This is a genomic window from Methyloversatilis sp. RAC08 (assembly GCF_001713355.1).
In the GTDB taxonomy this organism is placed as follows: domain Bacteria; phylum Pseudomonadota; class Gammaproteobacteria; order Burkholderiales; family Rhodocyclaceae; genus Methyloversatilis.
The window spans coordinates 186,102-208,126 of the sequence record NZ_CP016448.1; the positions used below are offsets into that span (position 1 = coordinate 186,102).

The 22,025-nt window shown below is 65.7% G+C and carries 19 protein-coding genes; 9 read left to right on the forward strand and 10 right to left on the reverse strand.

From position 1 onward, the window contains the following. Positions 1–12 precede the first annotated feature (12 nt). On the forward strand, positions 13–2,613 hold the full coding sequence (locus BSY238_RS00900; protein ID WP_069037487.1) for a bifunctional diguanylate cyclase/phosphodiesterase: 2,601 nt from the start codon (positions 13–15) through the stop codon (positions 2,611–2,613). On the opposite strand, the gene def is transcribed toward BSY238_RS00900, so the two are convergent. The 3 genes from def to BSY238_RS00915 all read right to left on the reverse strand — a co-directional run bounded on the left by def (position 2,592) and on the right by BSY238_RS00915 (position 4,696). After that, positions 2,592–3,122: a peptide deformylase gene (gene def, locus BSY238_RS00905; RefSeq protein WP_069040360.1), complete on the reverse strand. Its 531-nt coding sequence runs from the start codon at positions 3,120–3,122 to the stop codon at positions 2,592–2,594. The two genes, BSY238_RS00900 and def, sit on opposite strands and share 22 nt — an antisense overlap. Continuing rightward, on the reverse strand, positions 3,119–3,868 hold the full coding sequence (locus BSY238_RS00910) for an S-methyl-5'-thioinosine phosphorylase (protein WP_069037488.1): 750 nt from the start codon (positions 3,866–3,868) through the stop codon (positions 3,119–3,121). The genes def and BSY238_RS00910 overlap by 4 nt, the downstream gene beginning before the upstream one ends. Before the next feature lie 87 nt (positions 3,869–3,955). Beyond that, positions 3,956–4,696 (reverse strand): hypothetical protein, encoded by a 741-nt coding sequence (locus BSY238_RS00915; RefSeq protein ID WP_069037489.1) that lies wholly within the window; start codon positions 4,694–4,696, stop codon positions 3,956–3,958. A 493-nt stretch (positions 4,697–5,189) separates the two neighbouring features. On the opposite strand from BSY238_RS00915, the gene typA reads away from it, so the two are divergent. Then, positions 5,190–7,004, forward strand: coding sequence for a translational GTPase TypA (gene typA / locus BSY238_RS00920; RefSeq protein WP_069037490.1), 1,815 nt, complete (start codon positions 5,190–5,192; stop codon positions 7,002–7,004). A gap of 76 nt (positions 7,005–7,080) precedes the next feature. Here the strand turns inward: typA and BSY238_RS00925 are convergent, their stop codons facing one another. Genes BSY238_RS00925 through smc form a run of 6 tightly spaced genes read right to left on the reverse strand, consistent with a single transcriptional unit; the run spans position 7,081 to position 15,891 of the window. Then, on the reverse strand, positions 7,081–7,599 hold the full coding sequence (locus BSY238_RS00925; protein WP_069037491.1) for a 3'-5' exonuclease: 519 nt from the start codon (positions 7,597–7,599) through the stop codon (positions 7,081–7,083). Between the two features lie 3 nt (positions 7,600–7,602). Beyond that, positions 7,603–8,148 carry a hypoxanthine-guanine phosphoribosyltransferase gene (locus BSY238_RS00930; protein ID WP_069037492.1) on the reverse strand — a complete coding sequence of 182 codons (546 nt, stop codon included), beginning with the start codon at positions 8,146–8,148 and terminating at the stop codon, positions 7,603–7,605. Then, entirely contained in the window at positions 8,145–9,029 is an 885-nt protein-coding gene (gene galU / locus BSY238_RS00935; protein WP_069037493.1) for a UTP--glucose-1-phosphate uridylyltransferase GalU, read from the reverse strand. Before galU ends, BSY238_RS00930 begins: the two co-directional genes overlap by 4 nt. A gap of 4 nt (positions 9,030–9,033) precedes the next feature. Further along, entirely contained in the window at positions 9,034–11,121 is a 2,088-nt protein-coding gene (ligA, locus tag BSY238_RS00940; RefSeq protein WP_069037494.1) for an NAD-dependent DNA ligase LigA, read from the reverse strand. After that, positions 11,121–12,338, reverse strand: a complete 1,218-nt coding sequence (locus BSY238_RS00945) for a cell division protein ZipA C-terminal FtsZ-binding domain-containing protein (protein WP_069037495.1) — start codon at positions 12,336–12,338, stop codon at positions 11,121–11,123. Before BSY238_RS00945 ends, ligA begins: the two co-directional genes overlap by 1 nt. Before the next feature lie 25 nt (positions 12,339–12,363). Continuing rightward, positions 12,364–15,891: a chromosome segregation protein SMC gene (smc, locus tag BSY238_RS00950; protein ID WP_069037496.1), complete on the reverse strand. Its 3,528-nt coding sequence runs from the start codon at positions 15,889–15,891 to the stop codon at positions 12,364–12,366. Positions 15,892–16,129: 238 nt separating this feature from the next. On the opposite strand from smc, the gene BSY238_RS18235 reads away from it, so the two are divergent. From BSY238_RS18235 to BSY238_RS00970, 5 genes are all read left to right on the forward strand, one after another. Continuing rightward, positions 16,130–16,321, forward strand: a complete 192-nt coding sequence (locus BSY238_RS18235) for a type II toxin-antitoxin system VapC family toxin (RefSeq protein ID WP_150123852.1) — start codon at positions 16,130–16,132, stop codon at positions 16,319–16,321. 349 nt (positions 16,322–16,670) lie between these two features. Then, a complete protein-coding gene (locus BSY238_RS00955; RefSeq protein ID WP_069037497.1) occupies positions 16,671–17,189 on the forward strand; it encodes a DUF7482 domain-containing protein in 519 nt (172 codons plus the stop codon). A gap of 234 nt (positions 17,190–17,423) precedes the next feature. After that, entirely contained in the window at positions 17,424–17,807 is a 384-nt protein-coding gene (locus BSY238_RS00960; RefSeq protein WP_069037498.1) for a hypothetical protein, read from the forward strand. 75 nt (positions 17,808–17,882) lie between these two features. Next, positions 17,883–18,239, forward strand: a complete 357-nt coding sequence (locus BSY238_RS17880; RefSeq protein ID WP_190295040.1) for a hypothetical protein — start codon at positions 17,883–17,885, stop codon at positions 18,237–18,239. Next, on the forward strand, positions 18,236–18,778 hold the full coding sequence (locus BSY238_RS00970; protein ID WP_069037500.1) for a hypothetical protein: 543 nt from the start codon (positions 18,236–18,238) through the stop codon (positions 18,776–18,778). The genes BSY238_RS17880 and BSY238_RS00970 overlap by 4 nt, the downstream gene beginning before the upstream one ends. A gap of 27 nt (positions 18,779–18,805) precedes the next feature. On the opposite strand, the gene BSY238_RS00975 is transcribed toward BSY238_RS00970, so the two are convergent. Beyond that, complete coding sequence (locus tag BSY238_RS00975) at positions 18,806–19,744, reverse strand: DMT family transporter (RefSeq protein WP_069037501.1); 939 nt, start codon at positions 19,742–19,744, stop codon at positions 18,806–18,808. Between the two features lie 128 nt (positions 19,745–19,872). Between BSY238_RS00975 and dapC the strand changes: the two genes are divergently transcribed. Continuing rightward, entirely contained in the window at positions 19,873–21,093 is a 1,221-nt protein-coding gene (gene dapC / locus BSY238_RS00980; protein ID WP_069037502.1) for a succinyldiaminopimelate transaminase, read from the forward strand. An 87-nt stretch (positions 21,094–21,180) separates the two neighbouring features. After that, complete coding sequence (gene dapD / locus BSY238_RS00985; protein ID WP_069037503.1) at positions 21,181–21,999, forward strand: 2,3,4,5-tetrahydropyridine-2,6-dicarboxylate N-succinyltransferase; 819 nt, start codon at positions 21,181–21,183, stop codon at positions 21,997–21,999. Positions 22,000–22,025 lie beyond the last annotated feature (26 nt).

Here is a 22,025-nt window from a genome sequence, read left to right on the forward strand (position 1 = left end):
CGGACCTGATCGTTGAGTTTCTCCACGTACAAACCGCGTCGCCTGTCCCTGCTTGACCGGAGCAAGCCGCTTGCGGTCGCCCTCGTCGCGCTGCTGTCCGGACTGGCGCTGACCGCCTACATCGCAGATGTCGAGGCCGATCAGATGCTGCAGCGCCAGCGCGACGAAGTGGCTGCACAAATCGGCGTAGTACGGGCGCGGCTGGAGAGCGAAATCAATAGCGCTGCCCACCTGTCACTCGGCCTGGTCAGCTACGTGGCAGCCAACCCCACCATCACGGAAGATGCCTTCTACCGGGTCAGCGAACGCATGCTGGCCTACGGACGCCACGTGCGCAGCATCGCTCTGGCACCCGACAACGTGCTGCGCTTCGTCCATCCGCTCGCCGGCAACGAAGCGGCGCTGGGCCTGCGCTATCTGGACCATCCGGCGCAACGCGATGCGGTACTCAAGATGATGGAAAGCCGGCGCTTCGTGCTCGCCGGCCCGCTCGAGCTGGTGCAGGGGGGCGTCGGACTGATCAACCGCTTTCCGATCTATCTGCCTGCAGGAGACGGCAGCCCAGAGAAGTACTGGGGACTGGCGTCCATCGTGCTGCACTTTGACACCTTGCTCAAGGCGAGCGGTCTGCTCGATGCCGACCAGAACGTCCGCTACGCCCTGCGCGGTCGTGACGGCATGGGCGCGGCCGGCGAGGTCATCCATGGCGATCCGGACATTTTCAGCCTCGACCCGGTCAAGGTCGACGTCGTGCTGCCGGACAACGCGCGCTGGCAGCTGGCCGCTGTGCCGATCGGCGGCTGGCGCGGCGCGCTGCAGGACACCCGCGTCATCAACATATGGATGGCCGGCAGCCTGGTTTCGCTTGCGATCGCCGGCTTGCTCGGGCTCGGGCAGTTGCAGATACGGCGCATCCATCTGAGAGACGCCGATCTGTCGCTGGCCGCCAGCGTGATCGAAAGTTCGAACGAAGCCATCGTGGTGACCGACGAAGGCGATCGCATCGTGTCGGTCAATCCGGCGTTTTCAAAACTCACCGGCCAGACGCGCGAAGCGGTGCTCGGCAAGCTGGCGTCCGCTGTGGTGTCGACGCCTTACGACGCTTCGAGTCACGCGTCTTTCGTGCAACGCATCGACGCCGGTGGCGACTGGTCGGGCGAACTCGATGACCGACGCGCCGATGGCGAAACCTATCCGAAGCGACTCAGCATCTACCCGGTCGGCGAGCAGGGCGGCGACGTCCATTACGTACACTCCTTCAGCGACATCAGCGAACGCAAGGCCGCAGAACGCAAGATCCACCATCTGGCTCACCACGACGCGCTGACCGGGCTTCCGAACAGGCTCAGCCTGCAGGGCCGCATGGAACAGGCCATGGCCGAAGCGCGCCGGCATGGCACGCTGATCGCCGTGATGATGATAGACATGGACCACTTCAAGGACATCAACGACACGCTCGGTCATCACGTGGGTGACGCGCTGCTGGTCGATGTCGCGCAGCGGCTGCTCTGCTGCGTGCGCCTGAGCGATGTGGTGGCGCGGCTGGGCGGTGACGAATTCGTCGTACTGGTAACCGACATGGCGTCGACGCTCACGGCTGCGGCCGTGGCGGAAAAGATCGTGTCGGCGCTGTCGGCGCCCTACCAGGTCGAGGCCTACCGGCTGCATTCGACGCCCAGCGTCGGCATCGGCGTGTTCCCGAACGACGGCACCTCGGTCGATACCCTGCTGCGCAACGTGGACACCGCGATGTACCACGCGAAGGCTGCGGGCCGGAACAACTACCAGTTCTTCGACCAGAGCATGTCGGCCAATGCCAGCGAGCGGCTGGCGCTGCAGGGTAGCCTGCACCACGCGATCGAAACCCGTCAGTTCGTGCTGCACTACCAGCCGCAGATCGAAGTGGCCAGCGGCCGGCTGGTCGGCGTGGAGGCGCTCGTGCGCTGGCAGCACCCGGAGCGCGGACTGGTCCCGCCGAACAGCTTCATACCGATCGCCGAAGAGAGCGACCTCATCATCAAGCTCGGCGAATGGATCCTGCAGGAAGCCTGCTGGCAGCTGAGCCGCTGGAAGGACCAGGGCCTGAAACTGCGCGTGTCGGTCAATCTGTCGGCACGCCAGCTGCGCTCGAAGAACCTGCTGCACCTGGTCGAGGACACGCTGATCCGGCACGACCTGCGCCCGGGCGATCTCGAACTGGAAATCACCGAAAGTGTGGCCATGGACAACCCTGACGCCACCCTTCGCATGCTCGGCCAGTTGCGCGAGCTGGGCGTCGAACTGGCGATCGACGATTTCGGAACCGGCTATTCATCGTTGAGCCATCTGAAACTGATGCCGCTGCAGCGACTGAAGATCGACCGCTCGTTCGTGAAGGACATCGAAAGCGATCCGGACGACGCGGCCATCTGCGCAGCGACGATCAGCCTGGCGCAGAATCTCGGCCTCAGCGTGGTCGCGGAAGGCGTTGAAACGGACGCCCAGCTCGCCTTCCTCGGCAATCTGGGCTGCGAATGCGTGCAGGGCTACCTGTTCAGCAAGCCGCTGCCAGCAGCCGAATTCGAGGTCTGGGCCGCGCAGCGCGCAGCCGCTCAGTCGTCGCTGGCGTCCTGATCGGGAAACAGCACGGCGGTAAAGCCGAACCGGCTGAAGTCATGTACCCGCATCGGGTACAGCACGCCATCGAGATGGTCGCACTCGTGCTGCACCACCCGGGCGTGAAAGCCATCGACCTCGCGCTCGATCAAGGTGCCCTGCGGATCGAAGCCGCTGTAGCGCAGCCTGGCATGACGCGCGACGACGCCGCGCAGGCCGGGCACCGACAGGCAGCCTTCCCAGCCCTCTTCCATATCCTTGCCGAGCGGCGTCAGCTCCGGATTGACCAGCACGGTGAATGGCACGACCGGTGCCTCCGGATAGCGCACCGACGGCGAGCCGCCGAACACGACGACGCGCAGGTCGACACCGATCTGCGGCGCCGCAAGCCCGGCGCCGTCGGCCGCTTCCATGGTGTCGATCAGGTCCTGCACCAACGCATCGAGTTCCGGGCAGTTGAAGCGGCTGACCGGCTGCGCTACGCGCAGCAGGCGCGGATCACCCATGCGCAGGATGTCGCGGATCATGCGCACTCCCCGTTCGCGCACAGGGCTTCCAGCAGGCGGCGAACGCGCGTCATCGCCTCCTGCAGCATGTCCTCGATGGCCGACATTTCAATGCCGTGCAGCGAATCGCCGCGACCCGCTGCGTGATTCACCACGACATTGATCGCCGCGTAGGCCAGACCGGCCTCACGCGCCAGCGCCGCTTCGGGCATGCCGGTCATGCCGACGACGTGCGCACCGTCGCCCTCCAGCCGGTTGATTTCCGCCGCTGTCTCCAGCCGCGGCCCCTGGGTTGCGGCATAGACGGCACCATCGACGACCTGCTCGCCGGCCCGCGCGGCGGCGTCGAGCAGCGCCTGGCGCAGGGCGGCGTCGTACGGCTCGGTGAAATCGATGTGCTTCACCTGGCCATCGTGGCCATCGAAGAAGGTGCTGTGACGGCCCCAGGTGTAGTCGATGATCTGGTCCGGCACGACCAGCGTGCCCGGCCCGAGGTCCTCACGTATGCCGCCGACCGAGGCGACCGACACGATGCGTGTCACGCCGACGCTGCGCAGCGCCGAAATGTTGGCGCGGTAATTCACGCGGTGCGGCGCAATGGTGTGACCGTAGCCGTGGCGTGCAATGAACACCAGATCGCGCCCGGCCAGCCGGCCGAAGGTCAGCGGGCCGGAGGGCTCGCCATAGGGCGTACGCACCACTTCGCGACGGGTGACATCAAGATTGGCCAGCTGCGTCAGACCGCTGCCGCCGATGATCGCCAGCATGAATGCACTCCTTTGTCCCGGGTCACGCAGTCTATCAGGCGGAAAAAGGCCCGGCTTTCACCGGGCGAGTGAGTGCGGCAAGACGCCTTACGCGAGTGCGGTCTGACGACGGCGGACAAGCATCCCACCGAGCAGCAGCAGACCGGCGATGAACATCACGCTGCTGTCTGCCTCGGGTACAGGCGCATAGATATAGGCGGCTGATGTGGCGCTGAGGACGAACGATTTCTCGTCATCGCTCGCGTTGGCGACCGCAAGCACCAGCCGGCCCTGCCGGACACCGTTGTCGGCCGGAATCGAGCTGCCGGCCTGCACCAGCGCCTGGAAGCTTTCGCCATTGGCAAAGCCGAACAGCGATGCATAGGTGTTCACGAATGAGGTCATCGGATTGAGCCCGGTCGTGTCGACCGCAAGCCGATAGTCGACCGAGAACAGCACCAGGGTCTGCGCGCCGAGCATGAAGTCGATCGTCCGCTGGGTTTCGGCGCCGGCAGCAGTCGTGCCATCGACGCCCGCCCACAGCAACTCCTGCGGATTGACGTCGAAACTGCCGGCTTTCGCCGGCACCTCGGCACCGGCGATCGTGGCCGTCGCCCCGGTCAATGATGCCGACAGGTCGCTCGTCCAGTCATCGCTGTCCAACGCGAACTGTTGTGCGCCATTGAACAGATTGACATGGGCACCACTCCAGAAATCGCTGCCGGGCATAAAGACCGGCACGACGTCGGCCAGCGCAATCACGCGCGTGTCGAAGCTGAACCATTCCAGCGTCGCGCTTGCCGATGCGGCGTGCGCCGTTCCCGCCGACGCCAACCCGAGAGCGATCACTGCCGTTGCGCATGTCCTTTTGAGCCTGAAACTCATTGCCTACCCTTTCAACCAGAAATGCAGGCCGCGCGGACGCGCGCGCCTGTTGCGGCGACGACTTCACCTCGGCGAGGACGCACGCTGACGCTGCTGCAGCGCAGAAAGGGAAGCGTGCTATGCAGATTCACACGGCCATCCGTAGGTAGGGTGCTCACCTCCGGCGCCCTTCCCGCCTGCGCGACGTCGCTGCGTGTGCCAACGCGCACACACCAATCGTGAAGCGGACAAGCAGGCAGCAATAAGCGTGCCCCCGACACGGCGAGGCGCACTGCGGGCAGATGACTCCCACCTGGCCATCCAGATGTAATGAAATCCGACAGCTGCGAGGCCCGTGAATGTCGCACCTGCAGGTCGGACAGGGAAAGGACGCCCGGTCAGACACGGTGGGACACCGGAAAAGGCTTGTGTGCTGTGCTATACTTGCGTGTTTTTCTTATTGCGCTGCACCATTCCTATGTCCCGCTCCATACGCAACATCGCCATCATCGCGCACGTCGATCATGGCAAGACCACGCTGGTCGACCAGCTGCTGCGCCAGTCCGGCACCTTCGCATCGCACCAGCAGGTTTCGGAGCGGGTGATGGATTCAAACGATCTCGAAAAGGAACGTGGCATCACGATCCTGTCGAAGAATTGCGCGATCGAGTTCGAAGGCACCCACATCAATATCGTTGACACCCCGGGCCACGCCGATTTCGGCGGCGAGGTCGAGCGTGTGCTGTCGATGGTCGATGGCGTGCTGCTGCTGGTCGATGCCGTCGAAGGCCCGATGCCGCAGACGCGCTTCGTGACCCGCAAGGCGCTCGCGCTCGGTCTCAAGCCCATCGTCGTGGTGAACAAGATCGACCGCCCGGGCGCCCGCCCGGACTGGGTGATCAACCACACCTTCGACCTGTTCGACAAACTGGGCGCAACCGAAGAGCAGCTCGACTTTCCGGTCGTGTTCGCGTCGGCGCTGAATGGCTTTGCGATGCTCGATTCGAGCACGCCGGGCACCAATATGCGTCCGCTGTTCCAGGCCATCCTCGACAACGTGCCGCAGCCGGAAGTCAATGAAGACGGCCCGCTGCAGCTGCAGGTCTGTTCGCTCGACTACTCGACCTACATCGGCCAGCTCGGCATCGGCCGCATCACGCGCGGCCGCATCAAGCCGAACCAGGAAGTCGCCGTGTATTACGGCGACGAGCTGCGCGGCAAGGCCAAGGTCGGCCAGGTGCTGACCTTCAAGGGTCTGGAGCGCACGCAGGCCGAATCGGCCAGCGCCGGCGACATCGTGCTGGTATCGGGCATCGACCAGGTGAATATCGGCGTCACGATCTGCGACCCGGAATCGCCGGCCCCGCTGAAGCCGATCGCGGTCGACGAGCCGACGCTGACGATGAATTTCATGGTGAACGCGTCGCCGCAGGCCGGTCGTGAAGGCAAGTACGTCACCAGCCGCCAGATCCGCGAGCGGCTGGAAAAGGAACTGCTGAAGAACGTCGCGCTGCGTGTTGAATACACCGAGGATTCGGACGTATTCCTCGTGTCGGGTCGCGGCGAACTGCATCTGACCATCCTGCTGGAAACGATGCGCCGCGAAGGCTACGAACTGGCAGTGGGTCGCCCGCGCGTGGTGTTCAAGGAGATCGACGGCGTCAAGAGCGAGCCGTACGAACTGCTGACCGTCGACGTCGAAGAAACGCACCAGGGCGGTGTGATGGAAGAACTGGGTCGGCGCCGCGGCGAACTGCAGGACATGCAGCCGGACGGCAAGGGCCGGGTGCGCATCGAGTACCGCATTCCGGCGCGCGGCCTGATCGGCTTCCAGGGCGAATTCCTGAACCTGACCCGCGGCACCGGTGTGGCCAGCCACGTGTTCGACGACTACGGCCCGGTCGCCGGCGCCATGTCGGAGCGGCGTAACGGTGTGCTGATTTCGCAGAACGACGGCGAAGCCGTGGCGTACGCGCTGTGGAACCTGCAGGACCGCGGCCGCATGTTCGTCAGTCCCGGCGACGTGCTGTATGAAGGCATGATCATCGGCATCCATTCGCGCGACAACGACCTGGTGGTGAACCCGATCAAGGGCAAGCAGCTGACCAACGTGCGCGCATCGGGTACCGACGAAGCCGTGCGCCTGGTACCGCCGATCTCGCTGACGCTGGAATCAGCGATCGAATTCATCGCCGACGACGAACTGGTCGAAATCACGCCGAAGAACATCCGCCTGCGCAAGCGCCACCTGAAGGAACACGAGCGCAAGCGCGCCTCGCGCGACGACGCCTGATATTTCAAGGCATGCAATGAAAAAAGGAGCGCTCAGGCGCTCCTTTTTTTGTCCATCGCGCACCCGGCGGGCGCGGTCACTGCGGGCCGCTGCACACCGGTTTCGGTTCGGCACACAGACGCGCGTACGCCGCCTGCAGCACCCGCGCATCATTGCTGGCACGGTGCCGCGTGGTACGCAGTTCGTCGCTGACTTCCTTCTTCACCTCGTGCCAGCGCGCCGCCTGTGACTCGCTCAGCAGTTCGCGCAGGCTGCGCAGGTGAAAGCGCGGCACCCTGCCCGCTTCATCGTACAGGCGCGAAATCCACGCGTAGTCATTGCCCCAGGCGTCGCTGAACACATCCTTGCCACGCAGCGCCTCGTCGAGACGGCAGACGACATCTTCTATCGGCAGACCGTGCTGCATGAGCACTTCGCGCGTGATGTGATGAACCGCCTCGGCGCTCTGGTCCCAGTGCCGCCAGTCGGCCGGCGGGCGAACCAGGCAGCAGATCGTGCGGCCATCCGGCAGGATGCAGCCGACCTCGATCGGGTAGCTGCCGGCGCCGAAGCCGGACGCTTCGACGTCAAGAAACACCGGCAGCGCTTCGGCCATCGCCTACTCCCTGAGTGCGTAAATGGCCGGGAGGTTGCGCCAGGCACCGCGCACGTCCATGCCGTATCCGAAAACATAGCGATCCGGCAGTTCGAGTCCGGTGAAGTCGGCCTTGATCGGCTTGGACCGCCCGATCATTTTGTCGGAAAACACGGCGGTCAGGCAGCGTTGCGCTCCGGCGTCGAGCAGGTGGCGGCGTATCGCGGCCAGCGTGATGCCCTCGTCGAGGATGTCGTCCAGAACCAGCACGGTGCGTCCGGCGACCGGGATGCGCGGTTCGCTGATCCAGCGCAGCGCGCCGCCCTGCGTGGCATCGCCATAGCGCGTGACATGCACATAATCGAAATCGAGCGGAAAGGCGAGTTGCGGCAGCAGGTTGCCGGCGAACACCACGGCGCCGCCCATGACCGACAGCACAAGCGGATAGCTGTCGCCCAGTGCTGCCGTGATTTCACCCGCCAGACGGGCGACTGCGGCGTCGACCTGCGTCGCGTCGCAGATCAGCTCGGCGCCGTCGAGCAGCGCCTGGGCATCGGCGAGACGGCTCACGCAGCGTCGGCGGCTGCAGCGTGCTGCGCGTCCAGCCAGGCCGAGAACGCGGCGCCGACTTCCGGATGCTTGCGCGCCAGTTCGACCGTGGCCTGCAGATAACCGAGCTTGGAGCCGCAGTCGTAACGCTTCCCCTTGAACGGATAGGCCAGCACGGCTTCCTCGCCCAGCAGCGCGGCGATCGCGTCGGTCAGCTGCAGTTCGCCGCCGGCACCCGGCGTCAGGGCGCGCAGGTGATCAAAAATGCTCGGCGTCAGGATGTAGCGACCCACCACGGCCAGTGTCGACGGGGCGACTTCCGGCTGCGGCTTCTCGACGATGCCGGTCACGCCATACAGCCCGCCGACGTCGGCATCCGTGCTGACGATGCCGTAGCTCGCGGTCTGGCTGCGCGGCACCTGCTGCACGCCAAGGATGGAGCGGCCGAAGCGATCGAAAATGTCGGTCATCTGCTTCAGGATCGGCGGCTCGCCATCGATCAGATCGTCGGCAAGCAGCACTGCGAAGGGCTCGTCATTGACCACCGGTGCGGCGCACAGCACGGCATGGCCCAGACCAAGCGGTTCCGACTGGCGGATGTAGATGCAATTGACGTGCTTGGGCACCGTGTTGCACAGCGCCAGCAATGCGGTCTTCTGCTTCATTTCGAGCTCGTGTTCCAGCTCGTAGGCCTTGTCGAAGTGGTCGGCGATCGAACGCTTGGTGCGGCCGGTGATGAAGATCAGGTCGGTACACCCGGCGGCCACCGCCTCTTCCACCGCGTACTGGATCAGCGGCTTGTCGACCACCGGCAGCATTTCCTTCGGATTCGCCTTGGTTGCAGGCAGGAAACGGCTGCCGAGGCCTGCCACCGGAAATACCGCTTTGCGTACTGATTTCATCTACTTATGACTCCCTGTTGCCGAGCAGCGACAGCAGCCCGGATTCATCGAGGATGGTAATACCCAGTTCTTGCGCTTTTGTGAGTTTGGAGCCGGCATCCGTGCCGGCCACCACAAAGTCCGTCTTTTTCGATACCGAACCGGCCACTTTCGCCCCGGCCGCCTCGAGCATATCCTTCGCCTCGTCGCGCGACAGCGTCGGCAGCGTGCCGGTCAGCACCACGGTCTTGCCGACCAGCGGGCCGCTGGCCACCTGCATTTCGCCCTCTTCCCACACGATGCCGCAGGCCCGCAGCTGTTCGACCACTTCGCGGTTGTGCGGCTGCGCGAAAAAGCGGTGGATGCTCGCCGCGACCACCGGCCCGACGTCCGGCACCTGCGCCAGTTCGGCTTCGCTGGCATCCATGATGCGGTCCATACTGCCCAGATGACGCGCCAGATCCTTCGCCGTCGCCTCGCCGACATGGCGGATGCCGAGCGCGAACAGGAAGCGGCCGAGCGTCGTCGTCTTCGACTTTTCCAGCGCGGCCACCAGATTTTCGGCCGACTTGTCCGCCATGCGGTCCAGTTCGGCCAGCTTCAGCACACCCAGCCGGTACAGGTCGGGCAGGCTGCGGATCAGGCCGCCGTCGACCAGCTGTTCGACCAGCTTGTCGCCCAACCCCTCGACATCCATCGCCCGCCGGCCGGCGAAATGCAGCAGGGCCTGCTTGCGCTGCGCTGCGCAGTACAGACCTCCGGTGCAGCGGTGATCGATTTCGCCTTCTTCGCGCACCACGTCGGAGCCGCACACCGGGCAGTTCATCGGCATGGAGAATGCCCGCGCGTGCGGCGGCCGTCTGTCCGACAACACCGACACGACTTCGGGAATCACGTCGCCGGCACGGCGCACGACGACGGTATCGCCGACATGAACGTCCTTGCGGCGTATTTCCGATTCGTTGTGCAGCGTGGCATTGGTGACCGTCACGCCGCCGACGAACACCGGCGCCAGCCGCGCCACCGGCGTCAGCTTGCCGGTGCGGCCGACCTGCACCTCGATGTCCTGCACCGTGGTCAGCGCTTCCTGCGCCGGGTATTTGTGCGCCACCGCCCAGCGCGGCTCGCGCGTGACGAAGCCGAGCTTCTGCTGCAGCGCCAGGCTGTTCACCTTGTATACAACACCGTCGATGTCGAACGGCAGACCCGGTCGCGCCTCGGCGATGCGCGCGTGAAAGGCGGCCAGCGCCTCGGCGCCGCTGCAGACCGCGCGGTGTTCGCACACCGGCAGGCCGAAGGCGGCGAGCGCGTCGAGCACGCCGGCATGGGTGGCCGGCACCGTCCAGCCCTGCACCTCGCCGAGGCCATAGGCGAAGAACGACAGCGGTCGCCGCGCCGCGATGGCCGGGTCGAGCTGACGGATGCTGCCCGCTGCGGCATTGCGCGGATTGACCAGCGTCTTCTCGCCCGCCGCGTCGGCGCGCAGGTTGAAGGCATCGAATCGGTCGCGCCGCATGTAGACCTCGCCGCGCACTTCAAGCACCTCGGGCAAGCCGGGCGCGTCGAACAGCGAAGGCCGCTGTGAAGGCGGAGGTGAGGGCAACTGCGGCACCAGGGTCAGCGGTACCTCGTGAATGGTGCGTACGTTCTGCGTCACGTCCTCACCGGTTTCACCGTCGCCGCGCGTGGCGGCCAGCACCAGCACGCCGCGCTCGTAGCGCAGATTGATCGCCAGACCATCGAATTTCAGTTCGGCTGCGTACTCGACCGGCGGCTGCGTGTCGTCCAGCTTCAGTTCGCGCCGCACGCGCGCGTCGAAATTCAGCGCGCCGGTCGATTCGGTGTCGGTTTCGGTGCGGATGGACAGCATCGGCACGACATGGCGCACCGGTGCGAAGGCCGGCAGCGGCTTGCCGCCGACGCGCTGCGTCGGTGAATCGGGCGTGCGCAACGCCGGGTGTTCGGCTTCCAGCGCCTGCAATTCACGGAACAGCCGGTCGTACTCGGCGTCGGGAATCTCCGGTGCATCCAGCTCGTAATACAGGCGGTCGTGCCGGGCGATCTGCGCGCGCAGCGCGGCGGCGCGCTCGGTGGCCGATTCGACAGACGGCATCAGCTGAACAGCCGGCTCGCCGATTCGCTGCCCGGCTTGATGCCGAACTGGGTCATGCGGCCCTGGAATTCGGCCACCTTGCCGCGGATCAGCGCGAGCGAGGCCGGCGACAGCGGCTGCCGGTTGTCGTCCACCACCTTGGCGCCCAGGGTGTGCGCGAACTGTTCGGCCACCATGACCATGCGGTCGAACTGGCGCGCGCCGTCGGCCACGGTCGGCACGTCGAGCAGCAGCGTGACGCCCTGGGTCTGCAGCGCCTTCATCGTGTCGGCCGAAAACTGTTCGGCATCGAGGCTGCACAGCGTGTAGAGCGTGTTGCCGACATCATCTCGCGCATGGAACTGGCCACCGCTCAGCGTGAAGCCCTGCGCCTCGGCCAGACCGCGCAGCTTGGTGCCGGAAATCAGCGACTCGCCGGCCACCAGATTGAGGCCGATCTGCACGTCGACCGACGCGGCGAAACTGTCCAGCTCACGCGCCCGGCCGAGCAGCTCGCGCACATCCGGAAAATGCACCACCGCCAGAAAGCGGTCGGCCACGCCCTGCAGCGCATGGGCCAGTGCCGACACCGACGCGTCCGACAGCGCACCGCGCCGGTCGGCCAGTTGCACCGCCAGTTCGACCTTCGACAGCGCGCCCGCGGTCTGCGCGGTCAGCGGCAACCAGCGGCCCGCGTGCTCGTCGCGGCCGCGCAGGCGCATGGTCACGGCGAGCGTCTGGGTGAGGTCATTCCAGGTGCGCTGGAATTCGGTCGCGGCCACCGGCGCCTCGAATTCGATCGTGATCAGCTCTTCCACCTGCCGATCGGCCCAGCCGTCGGCCATCGGCTCGGCCGGGGCAGCCGTCGGAACATCGGTCGGGACATCCACGGCCCACTGCGCCACCGTGCGGTCGGCGTCCGGCATCAGCGGCTCGGTGATGTCGGTCACCGGATCGTCTGCCAGCATCGGCGCCTGCGCCTCGCGGCGCACCGGCTGCGTGGCCGACGGATCGGACATCGGCGCGGCATCGTCGCTCAGGTCGAAATCAAGCGTGGGTTCGACGCGCCGCGGCGGCGCATCCGGCGGGTCGATCAGCACGTCGGCATGGGCTTCGCCCAGTGCACGTTCGGCGGTCTGGCGGTGGCGCTTTTCCTGCCACATGTTGTAGCCGACCACTGCCCCGATGCCCGCCACGCCCAGTGCGATCAATCCGATCTGCAGTTCAGTCAGTTGCATTGTTGACCTTCCTCTTTATGTTTTTTCAGACGCTGAGCGCTTCATCGCGCAGCTTCAGCGCCTGTTCCATGTCGACCTCGACCACGCGCGAACACCCGCGCTCCTGCATCGTGACGCCCACCAGTTGTTGCGCCATTTCCATCGTGATCTTGTTGTGGCTGATGAACACGAACTGCGTGGCCGCCGACATGCGCTTGACCATTTCGCAGAAGCGTTCGGTGTTGGTGTCGTCGAGCGGCGCATCGACCTCGTCCAGCATGCAGAACGGCGCCGGATTGAGCTGGAACAGCGCGAACACCAGCGCGGTCGCGGTCAGCGCCTTTTCACCTCCCGACAGCAGCTGGATCGACGCATTGCGCTTGCCCGGCGGCTGTGCGAACACCTGCAGCCCGGCGTCCAGAATTTCATCGCCGGTCATCACCAGCCGCGCCTCGCCACCGCCGAACAGCTCCGGGAAGATGCGGCCGAACTCGGTATTCACGCGATCATACGTGTCCTTGAGCAGGGCACGGGTTTCGCGGTCCATGCTGCGGATGGCATCTTCCAGCGTGCCGATGGCCTCGCGCAGGTCGGCCGACTGCATGTCCAGATAGCCCTTGCGCTCCGCCGCCTGGGTCAGTTCTTCCAGCGCCGCCAGATTCACCGCGCCCAGCGCCGCGATGTCGCGGTTCAGGCGGGCGATTTCACCATTCAGACTGCCTTCGCGCACGTTTTCGCGTTCGCCTTCGGCGACCAGCGCATCGAGCCGGCCTTCCGGCAGCGTGATTTCGGCCAGCCGCTGCGCGAACTGTTCGGCGTTCAGCGCCGCCGCCTGCTGCTTCAGCCGGCACTCGGCCAGACGTTCGCGCGCCGGCGCCAGCCGCTGTTCGCTCTGCGCGCGCTGCGCATCGAGGTCGCGCAGTTGCGCCGCCAGCCCTTCCTGCGCGTCGCGGCAGGTGGCCAGCACCTGTTCGCGTGCGCGGCGCGCGTCCAGCGTCTGCTGCAGCGTGGCGTCGATGCTGTGCTCGTCGATCTGCGCGAATTCGTCGCGCCGCAGCGCGCATTCGAGCTCGGCGTTTTCGAGCTGGATGCGCGCGACCGACAGGTTGTTCGCCAGATCGGTCAGCCGGCTGGCGCATTCGCGCTGAGAAAAGCCGGCTTCCTGCACTTCGCGCGCCGCCGCCTGATCGGCAAAGCGCGCCTCGCGCAGCGTACCGTCGGCGCTCTTGTGCGCCTCCAGCGCGGCGTCGAGCCGGTTGCGCTGCACGTCGATCAGTTCGCGTGCGCGCTCGATCTCGATTTCGGCGCGCGCCAGATGCGCCTGTTCGGTCTGCTCCGCCTGATCCACTTCGGCGCGGTCGCGTTCCAGTGCGGCGCGCTGCTCGTCGAAGCGCGACACCGCCTGTCCGAGCTTGATCTGTTCGACCTGCGCGCTGTGCGCCGCCTGGGTCAGCGACTGCTGCTCGCGCCGCGCCGCTGCCTGTTCTTCGTGTGCCGCGGCCAGCGCCGCCTCGGCTTCGCGCAGCGCCTCGCGCGCCTCGGCCAGCGCGGCGTCGGCCCTGTCGATGTCGCGGCCCAGTTGTTCGATGTCGCGCGCGCGCTCGAGCACGCCGTGCGTGCGCGCGTCCGGCGCGTACAGCGTGAGCGACGCACCCTGGGCGACGCGGCCCTGGCGGTCGACCTGTGCCGCACCGCCTGGTGCTGAACTGACCTGCGCCGGCAGCGCCAGCACCTCGACGGCCGCCACCGGCCCGAGCCACAGATCGAGCAGCGCGTCCCAGCGCGCGTCGAGCGTCTGCACGCGGTGGCGCAGGCTGTCGGCCGCCAGCGGCGTGCGCGGGTCGGCGCCCGGCAGCGCAAGGGTCAGCGTCTGCGGTGCGGCGCCGGCCGCAGCGGCGGCAGCCAGCGTATCGGGCGAGACGGCGTCGAGCGCGCCCAGGCGCTCGCGCAGCACGGCTTCGACCGCCAGCTCCCAGCCGGCATCGACCTTGATGGCCTGCCACAGCGGCTGCGCGTCCTGCAGGCCGAGCGCCGCCAGCCAGGGCGCGAGCTTGCCGTCGCTCTGCGTCTTGCGCTGCAGCTCGACCAGCGCGTCGCGCCGGGCGCGGGTTTCGGTCAACGTGCGGGTGGTGGCGCGTTCGGCGTCCTGTGCGTTGCGCACCGCACCCTGCAGCTGCGGCACGGCGATCTGCGCCGCCTGCATGCGCTGCTGCGCGGCATCGACCGCCGACTGCAACTCTTCGAGCCGCGCCTGCGCCAGCGACAGCGCCGCGCGGTCCGGCTCGATCAGTTGCGCGGCGTCGTGCGCGATGCGCTCGCGCCGACCGGCCAGCGAATGCAGCATGCGGCCGGCGTTCGCGCGATGGGTTTCTTCCACCTTGAGCTGCTGTTCGACCGCTGCCAGATCGCGTCGCGCCTCGGTCGCCTGCTGCTCCGCCTCCCGGAACGCGGCTTCGGCTTCCGGCAGCAGCGCGCGTGTCGTGTCGTGCCGCGCCTCGGCCTGTTCGATGCGGTGGGCGGCGTGCTCGGCCAGCGTGGTCCAGCGCGCGGTGTCGCTTTCGATGCTTTCGATGCGCGCGCGCCAGTTCGCCACCTCGCCGTCAAGGTGCGCGATGCGCGCCGCGAGCTTCTGGCGGTTTTCCGCCGCACGACGCAGATCGTCTTCCAGCCGGCTGGCTTCCGCGTTGGCGGTCAGCAGTTCGGCCTGCGCCGCATGCACCGCCTCGGAACTGGCGAAATGTTCGGTACGGATGCGCTCCAGCGCCGCCTCGTGGTGGCGCAGCGCCGCGGTTTCGCGTTCGATGTCGTTCTCGATGCGGCCGGCGTCGCCGGCCAGCGTGTCGGCTTCGGCCGCTGCGGCGCGCTGCTTCAGCGCCCACAGCAGCGCCTGGCGCTCGACCAGCCGCGTATTCAGTTCGGTGTGGCGGGCGGCGACTTCGGCCTGCTTCTGCAAGCGCTCGATGCGGCTGCCCAGTTCGCCGACGATGTCGTCCAGCCGGACCAGGTTGTCGCGCGCGTCGTCGAGCCGGCCCTGCGTTTCGCGGCGCCGCTCCCGGTATTTGGTGATGCCGGCCGCCTCTTCAAGAAAGGCGCGCAGCTCTTCCGGCCGCGCCTCGATGATGCGGGTGATCATGCCCTGCTCGATGATGGCGTAGGCGCGCGGGCCCAGGCCGGTACCGAGGAACACGTCGATCACATCGCGCCGGCGCACCCGCGTGTTGTTGATGAAGTAGTCCGACTGGCCGTCGCGCTCCAGCACCCGCTTGACCGCGATTTCGGCGTACTGCGACCACTGCCCGGCCGCCCTGCCCTGATCATTGTCGAACACCAGTTCGACCGACGCCCGCCCGACCGGCTTGCGCGTGCCCGAGCCATTGAAGATAACGTCGGTCATCGCATCGCCGCGCAGCGCCGACGCCCGCGACTCGCCGAGCACCCAGCGCACCGCATCGATGATGTTGGACTTGCCGCAGCCATTCGGCCCCACGACGCCGACCAGCTGGCCGGGCATCAGGATGGTGGTCGGATCGACGAAAGTCTTGAAGCCGGCGAGTTTGAGTTTGGACAGTCGCACGGGACGGCGGCAGAAGGGAAGAATTAAGGCAGAAAACGGGGCGAATGATAGCACCCGGGACCTTCCGCCTTCAGGCGTCGCCGCCGGCTGAGCGTCGGATCCCACCCTTCGATTGCTCCAGCCATCGGAGTGATCCTGATTGGAGCAGTACTGTGAAAGCGGCCTGTGGGAGCGACGACCAATTCGCCTTCGTCGATCAGATGCGCGACACGCGTCCAGCCCGCTCGATCACCTTCGAATGATCCTGCTCGACATGTGCGTCGTGTCCGATCGACGGCGCCAAGCACTCCATCCATGGGTGATTGCATGGATCGACGCCCAGCCTGAGGAAACCCTGGTCCTGTCCACCATCATCGCGCCAGAACTGCGTAACGGCTGGCAAGGGTGCCTGCACGAAAACGCAGCACTGATGCGAGCCAGAGCCCGGTGATGAGCCGAGCCAGTTCACGGAGAAGCTCGGTCATCATGGGAACGCAAATTAGGTAAGCTGGCAGGCGTAACAGGCACTCGGAGCGCTGGCACGCAATGCCGGCACCGGGCGTCAGGAGACGACGATGAAACGACGAACGCGGAGTTGAAGTGACGAAGAATGAATTCACGCCGGCGAAGGCCGGACGCAGCAACTTACCCCGGGAAGGGGTTTATCTAAAGCGTCGTTGGGCCTCTCTCAATAGCGCTCAGAAATCCAGCACAATCAAGCCGTCACGGCATCAAGAAGGTGACTACACGTAGCTACCTTCGCCGCCAAATTTGCGTCGGGCACCAGAGATAAATCAGTCATGCGCGTTACCCCTCTTTTCGCCATCGCTGTTGCATTGCTTTCTGCATGCGCTTCCCCGATTTTCGATGTCGGTCGTACCGAAACGGTATTGCCTCTAAGTAGAGCTTGGGTCGACGGCCGCATGGTTGAGTACATCACGACTGACATCTCTGACTTAACGATGGCCCAGATGATCGGGGCAAACCATGTCCCCAGCCTTGCTTCCGCGCTCGACTTGCCAAGAGGGTCGTCCATCGTTGAGCGCGTATACAAGTTCCCCAACGAAGAGCAGATCAGCGTATTCCAGTCTGCACCCAACCCCGTGGGCGCCGAGAACAAGGATCAAAGCTACAGCCCACTCTGGCGAGTGGTGCTGGTCAGATGGGCAGAGCGGACAACCAAGCGTGAACTGAAATCCGAGGAAGAACTGCTTGCAGCCGAGGAGAAAAGGGAAGTTGCCCTCGAGGTAACGAACATTGTGGTCAATTGCCCCGTTACTCGTAGCGTCAAGGGGCAGTCTTTAAAGGGTGTGCGCTGAGGCCAAGGCGCTTACCCGACTTTTGTCGTCACTCGAATCGATCGGAAGCAGCCATGTCGCAGCGTTCAACAAACGGTGTGAACCGCCTCGGGTTTCAAACAAATACGGGGCAGACCCTGCGGTTTCCCCACATATTCATAGTGGCGCGACCGCAGCGTGCGCCTGTTGATTCAGCAGGCTGATTTCGCACATGGTTGCAACCGGTTCAGATACTCGGGCGCAGCGTCGATAGCCATGCAAAACAACGACCGACCCGACGACGAGGAAGACGGGGACATTTCGGATGATCCCCGTCTGAGCGCCATCGACCGGGATCTGGCGTCGGTCAGCAAGCGGAATGACAACCTGCTTCTGGTCATCCTGCTGATGCTGGTCCCGCTGGCCTTTGTGTACGAGCGGTCCGGATTCAAGGGTGTCTGGCTTGACGCGGCTTTTCTGGGGCTGCTTTTCGGGACCATCGGCTACCTGATTTTCCGGGTGGCGCGCCAGAAGCAAAGGGTTGCCGCAAGGTACGGCCTGGTATGCCGGATGTGCGGGGAGAAGCCCAAGGCACACATGGTTCTTTCTGCTGCCATGACGCAGCATTGCGCACGATGCGGCTCGAAGTTGAGGGGCTGATTTGGCAGACGATTCGGTCTTGTTTGCAACGGGCTTCGAGTACTTTCAGACACTCCTTGACCCGGAACGTCGGGCATGACGACACAACGATCATTGCTTGAGCATGCCGCCGGAAAGCTGATAGCGGCCGTCCAGCGCGAATGGCACGCCGAGCTTGGGGAGCCGGGCGCCGCCGCGAGCGAACATGTCATGCACGCCTGCCATGATCTGTTGAACGCCGCCAAAGACGGTTCATTGCCCATGATGCTGCGCAACACCTGTATTTCTGATGTCATTGGCCGGACGTGGACGGCGCAGCACCCGACCGTTCAGCCCGCCATCGAAGCACTGGAGGAGCAGCTGAAGCGTGACGCGGCGGGTAACGCATCGGCCCCGGCCGACGGCACCGATCGCGGCGGGCCAGCCCTCAAAGGCCGGCGCCGTCCATCATGAGTCTTGATCTCTACGTTGCTCTGAACCGACGAGACCTGCCGACCGCTGAAGACTGGGCGTCAACCGCACGCAGCCACGGCCTCACCTTGAACCTCGATACGTCGCTGAGCCCCGACACTTCCAGCGGTTACTGGCCCTGCCCCGACGCACGCGCGGGCTTCGAATATTCCATCGGGCCGCTCGATCAGGCTGAGGCCGATCACCTGGGGCTCTCGGCGGGTAACCGGAAACGCCTTCGGCCCTTTGATTCGCTGGCCGTGCTGAGCTGCCGGTCTGACAAGGATTTTGCGGTTGCGCAATGCGCCTCGGCGGTGCTTGCCAAGCGCTGCAACGGCCTGGTGATCGACGGCGAATCTGCCGCCGTGATGACGCCGGATCAGGCGATCGACTGGGTACAAGGCCGTTATGAACCACCGCCGGACAAGCGTCGCCCCGCCTTTCTCCCGCAGCGCCGGGTATCGGCAATGACGTGGGCAAGGCTCGGTTTGCTGGTGCTGATCGCAAGTTTCTGGCTGATCAGATGGGCAACCGGAATCTGACGCCGCCGCGCTTCACCCCCTCACCCGTTACTTGAACAACGCCGCCTCACGGTCGCGACCCGACGTATCGCGCGCGACCTGGGCCGGTTCCAGATGCCCGGAAAACAGGCTGGCTGCGATGATCATCGCGCCACCGACCCACTCCTTCACGCCCATCGCCTCGCCCGCCAGCCACCACGACGACAGCGCGGCGACGACCAGTTCGAACAGGAACAGCGCGATCGCGGCGTTGGCGCTGACGAAGGTGATGCCGTACTGCACGACCAGATTCACCACCACCAGCACGCCGCCGAGGATGATGAGCACGGCCCAGGTTTCCGGGCCGATGGCGGCGATTTCGCTCAGCGGCGACTCGCCGCGCAGCCAGGCGGCGAACGGGGCGACGGCGATGACGCCGAGGAATACCGCCATCACCTTCTGTTCGATGGCGATGTGGGCGGTGCGCCGCACCATCACGTTCACGCCGGCAAAGCAGATGCCGGCGCCCAGCCCCATCCATTCGGCCGAGCCCTGCGGCCAGGGCAGGCCCAGTTCGGGTCGCCACAGCATGACGACGGCGCCGGCCAGCGACAGCGCGATCACGCCGGCGCCGACGCGGCTCAGGCGTTCGCCGAGCAGCAGGCGCGACAGCAGCACCGTCCAGAGTGGCGACAGGTAGAACAGCAGCAGCACGCGCATCACCTCGCCGTCGAGCGCGCCGAGCACGTAGCCGAGGTTGGTGCCGGCGGCAGCCAGCGCGAGCGCGACCAGCCACAAGCTGGGGCGCGTCCTGCGCAGCACCGGCCACAGCGGAATCAGGCCGAACAGGAAGGCCAGCGCGTAGGTGATGAAGGTCGCCGTGACGCCACCCATGCCGGCCGCCTCGATGACGCGGTAGGGATACCAGATGAGACCCCAGACGATGCCGCCGCACAGCAGGGCAGCGGAAGGAAGGCGCCGCGAACGCGGCACGCGGGAAGCGAGCATGTGTACGTATACTTATATGGTGTGGGAAAAAGCCTGAAACGACGTCAAGCACGACGCCGGATTCTCTACGACCGGTGCGGATGCGCCCGGACAACCCCGCGAACCGATGGACCTTCACTCTGACTGACATGCCGAACGACACCCTGCCCGTCACGCCGCACCTGTCGCTGTTACAGCCCTATCCCTTTGAAAGACTGAAGGAATTGACTGCCGGCATCAGCGGCCCGGCGCATCTGCCGCTGGTGCGCCTGTCGATCGGCGAGCCGCAGCATGCCACGCCGCAGCTGATCAAGGATGCACTGACCGGCGCACTGGACGGCCTGTCGGTCTATCCGACGACGGCCGGGCTGGACGGGCTGCGCGAGTGTATCGCGGGCTGGATCACGCGCCGCTATCGTTTGCCGGCGGTCAGCGCGGCCACCCAGGTGCTGCCGGTGAATGGCTCGCGCGAGGCGCTGTTTTCGTTCGCGCAGAGCGTGGTCGACGCCAGCCGGCCGGATGCGGCGGTGCTGTCGCCCAACCCCTTCTATCAGATCTACGAAGGCGCGGCCCTGCTGGCCGGCGCGCAGATCCGCTTCTACAACCAGTTGCCGGACGATGACTTCGCCTGCAATTTCGACCGCATTCCGGACGCCGGGTGGAAAGGCGTGCAGCTGATCTACGTGTGCTCGCCGGCCAACCCGTGCGGCAAGGTGATGACGCTGGACGAATGGCGCACGCTGTTCGAGCTGGCCGACCGCCACGGCTTCGTCATTGCGTCGGACGAGTGCTATTCGGAAATCTATTTCGACGAAGACGCCCCGCCGCTCGGCGGCCTGCAGGCGGCGCACGCGCTCGGGCGCACCGCTTTCGAGCGATTGGTGGTGTTTTCCAGCCTGTCGAAACGCTCCAACGTGCCCGGTCTGCGCAGCGGTTTCGTGGCCGGCGATGCACGGCTGATCAAGCGCTTCCTGCTGTATCGCACCTATCACGGCAGCGCGATGGGGCTGGCGGTGCAGGCGGCCAGCGTCGCTGCCTGGTCGGACGAAGCTCACGTGCGCGACAACCGCGACCAGTACCGCGCCAAGTTCCACGCGGTACAGCCGCGCATCGCGTCGGTGATGCATGCGCCGATGCCCGATGCGAGTTTCTACCTGTGGGCGCGCACGCCGGCCGCCCTGGACGACACCGTGTTCGCCCGCCGGCTGCTCGCCGAATATAATGTGGCTGTTTTGCCCGGCAGCTATCTGGCGCGCGGCGCCGGCGGCGTCAATCCGGGCGCCGGCTTCGTCCGCATCGCCCTGGTTGCACCGGGCAGCCAGTGCCTCGAAGCGGCGGAGCGCATCGTGCAGTTCTGCCACGCGCTCTGAGCGCCGGTCCGACTGCTCCGGCCCATCGCTGCGGCAGCCACTTCAGTTTCTTTTTACATTTCAACGATTTATTACGGGACACCCGACATGCAGGCTGCACAACAGATCATCGAAACCGCCTTTGAAAACCGCACCCAGTACTCGCCCGGCAACGCACCGGCCGAGCTGTGCGAAGCGGTTGAATTCGTTCTTTCGCAACTCGACAGCGGCGCACTGCGCGTCGCCGAACGCATCGACGGCGACTGGGTGACCCACCAGTGGATCAAGAAGGCGGTGCTGCTGTCCTTCCGCCTGCAGGACAACTCGGTCAGCGAAGGCGGCGAAACCCGCTACTACGACAAGGTGCCGATGAAATTCGCCGGCTTCGACGAAGCGGCCTTCCGCGCCGGCGGCTTCCGCGTGGTGCCGCCGGCCAGCGTGCGCCGCGGCGCCTTCATTTCGAAGAATGTCGTGCTGATGCCCTCTTACGTGAACATCGGCGCCTATGTCGGCGAAGGCACCATGGTCGACACCTGGGCCACGGTCGGTTCGTGCGCCCAGATCGGCAAGAACGTGCACCTGTCGGGCGGTGTCGGCATCGGCGGCGTGCTGGAGCCGGTGCAGGCCAACCCGACCATCATCGGCGACAACTGCTTCATCGGCGCCCGCTCGGAAGTGGTCGAAGGCGTCATCGTCGAGGACAACAGCGTCATTTCGATGGGTGTCTACATCGGCCAGAGCACCAAGATCTACGACCGGGCGACCGGCGAGGTGACCTATGGCCGCGTGCCCGAAGGCTCGGTGGTGGTCAGCGGCAACCTGCCGTCGAGCGACGGCAAGTACAGCCTGTATTGCGCTGTCATCGTCAAGCGCGTCGATGCACAGACGCGCGCCAAGACCAGCATCAACGAACTTCTGCGGTCCTGATCACGGCCGCATGCACGATCGTCTCC